Origin of the sequence: Phenylobacterium sp. (assembly GCF_030645195.1) — a bacterium.
Taxonomy (GTDB): domain Bacteria; phylum Pseudomonadota; class Alphaproteobacteria; order Caulobacterales; family Caulobacteraceae; genus Phenylobacterium.
Map to the genome: position 1 here is coordinate 1 of NZ_JAUSLW010000085.1, position 2,509 is coordinate 2,509.

Annotated in this window: 1 protein-coding gene; it reads right to left on the reverse strand. The window is 73.9% G+C overall.

The features are described 5' to 3' along the window. Window positions 1–180: 180 nt before the first annotated feature. Window positions 181–2,217, reverse strand: coding sequence for a penicillin-binding protein 1C (gene pbpC / locus Q7T09_RS07865; protein ID WP_370689217.1), 2,037 nt, complete (start codon window positions 2,215–2,217; stop codon window positions 181–183). Window positions 2,218–2,509: the final 292 nt, after the last annotated feature.

Below are 2,509 nucleotides of genomic sequence, written 5' to 3' on the forward strand. Positions count from 1 at the left end.
CCTTCGCCCGCCTCGTCCGAGCCAACCTCATGCACCGACGCGCACTCGACCAGCTCACCAGGCCCCCACCACCCTCGCCCACAGATCCAAGACAGCTGACCTTGGACCTGCGCCCAGCGTGAACCGGACAGCCGTGGGACAAGCCCGGCCATGACGAATGTTGGGGTGGTGGAGTGAGGGTCAGTTCCCCCGCACCCGCACCCTGGCCGTCACCTTCCGCCCCTCGGCGTCGATGACCATCAGACGGTAGAAACCCGGCCCCTTCGGCCGCCAGACTACGCGCCCTGACACGGGATCGCGCGCCAGGGGCTCGCCCTCGACATACCAGGACAGGCCCTCGCCCCCGGCGGCCAGGACCAGGCCGCGGGACCTTGGCCCGAAGCTTTCCACCTGCACGGCCGAGCCGTCCGGCGGGAAGATCAGGCGGGGTCCCTCGGACACCGTCTCCAGCCGCTGCAGGGCCTCCGGCGCCGAGCGCGGCGCGATGGGACGCGGGGCGGCGGCCGGCGCGTCCAGCAGGTCGGCGACGTCGAACAGCAAGGGGAGCGCCGCGTCGCGTCCGGTCAGGCCGCCCCGCGCCCCGCCGTCGGCCCGCCCGGTCCAGACCAGGATCACGTACTTGCCCACCACGCCCGCGGCCACGGCGTCGCGGAAACCGTAGGAGGTGCCGGTCTTGAAGGCCATCAGCGGCCGGCCCTTGGTGAGCGCCGCGGGGCTGGAGCCGGCCGGCGGCGGGGTCTCGCGCAGGATGTCCAGCACCTGGGTGGCCGCCGCCCGCCGCATCAGCCGCTCGCCGCCCTGGCGCGGGCGTTTCGCCGCCTCGGCCTGCGTCCAGGCCAGGGGCTTGGCGGTCCCGCCGTCCCCCAGGGCCGCATAGAGGACAGCCAGGTCCCTCAGGCTGATCCCCACCCCGCCCAGGGCGATGGCCAGGCCCGGCGTGCGCAGCTGCCGGCGTGGTCGGACCAGGGTCACGTCCACCGCCGCCAGCCGCGCCTCGAAGGCGGCCGGCCCCACCTTCTCCAGCAGCTCCACGGCCGGCACGTTCAGGGAGTGGGACAGGGCCTCGCGCGCCGTGACCTTGCCGTGGAACACCCGGTCGAAGTTCTCCGGCTGGTAGTCGGCGAAGCGGCGCGGGGCGTCGTCGATCTGGGTGTCGGGCGCGGCGATCCCGTCGTCGAAGGCGAAGCCGTAGATGAAGGGCTTGAGCGACGACCCCGGCGAGCGGATGGCCCGGGTCATGTCGATCCAGCCCCCGGGCCGGTCCAGGCCGCCGGAGCCGACGGCGGCGCGCACGGCGCGGTTGCCGATCTCCACCACCAGGATGGCGGCGGTGTCCTCCGGGCCCTGGGCGCGGGCGGCCGCCGCGGCCAGCGGCTCCAGCCGCGACTGCAGGCCCGCATCGATCGTGGTCACCACCGAGGCCTGGGAGGCCGGCGCCGCGCGGGCCAGTTGCCCCGCCACATGCCAGGCCATGGCGGGGAAGCGGGCGCGGCCGGGCAGGGGTTCGCCCTCGGCCTCGCTGGCCTCCACCTCGGTCAGGCGATGGGCGCGGACCATCTTGTCCAGCACGGCGCGGCGCGCGGCCCGGGCCGCCTCCGGCCGCCGGTCGGGGCGCCGGGCCTCCGGCGACTGCGGCAGGGCGATCAGCAGGGCCTGTTCGCTGTCGGTCAGGGTCTCCGGCTCATGGCCGAAATAGGAGAGGCTGGCGGCCCGCACGCCCTCCAAGTTTCCGCCATAGGGCGCCAGGGTGAGGTACAGGGCCAGGATCTCGCGCTTGGAGAGCCGCGCCTCGATCTGCACGGCGCGGATCATCTCGATCAGCTTGGCGCCCAGCGTCCGGGGCCGAGGCTCCAGCAGGCGGGCGGTCTGCATGGTGAGCGTCGAGGCGCCGGAGGTGGGCCGACCGTGAGCCAGGGCCGAGCCCGCAGCCCGGACCACCGCCAGAGGGTCGACCCCGGGATGGATCCAGAACCGCGCGTCCTCCACGGCCACCAGCCGCCTTTGAAACGTCTTGTCCGTGCGCGACAGGTCCGCCCGGATTCGCCACCGCCCATCCTCCACCGGCAGGGCCCGCAACCAGGCCCCGCGCCGGTCCAGGGCCACTGGCGACGACCGCTTGGCGCGGGACAGGTCCGGCGGCAGCAGGGCGTCGGCGGCGAAGACCGCCGTCTCCACGCCCAGCAGGACGATGAGGGCGAGGGTGATGCGCTTGATCAGTTCCTTCTCCCCCTGCGGGAGAAGGTGGCCTCGCGGAGCGGGGTCGGATGAGGGGTCGCCCAGACCTCTCCGACGAACCCTCGCCCAAAGCGCGTCGAGGGCGGCGCGACCCCTCACCCGACCGTCCTCCGGACGGCCACCCTCTCCCGCAAGGGGCTACCGGATTCACACATCGGCGTTGGGGGCTAAGAGTGCGACGCCTCGCTTTGCGGCCTGGAAGTCGAGCCATCCGTTGAGCATGACGACGGGGCCGGGTTTTCCGTAGTATCCGGTCCATCCGCCGAGGCGGGCG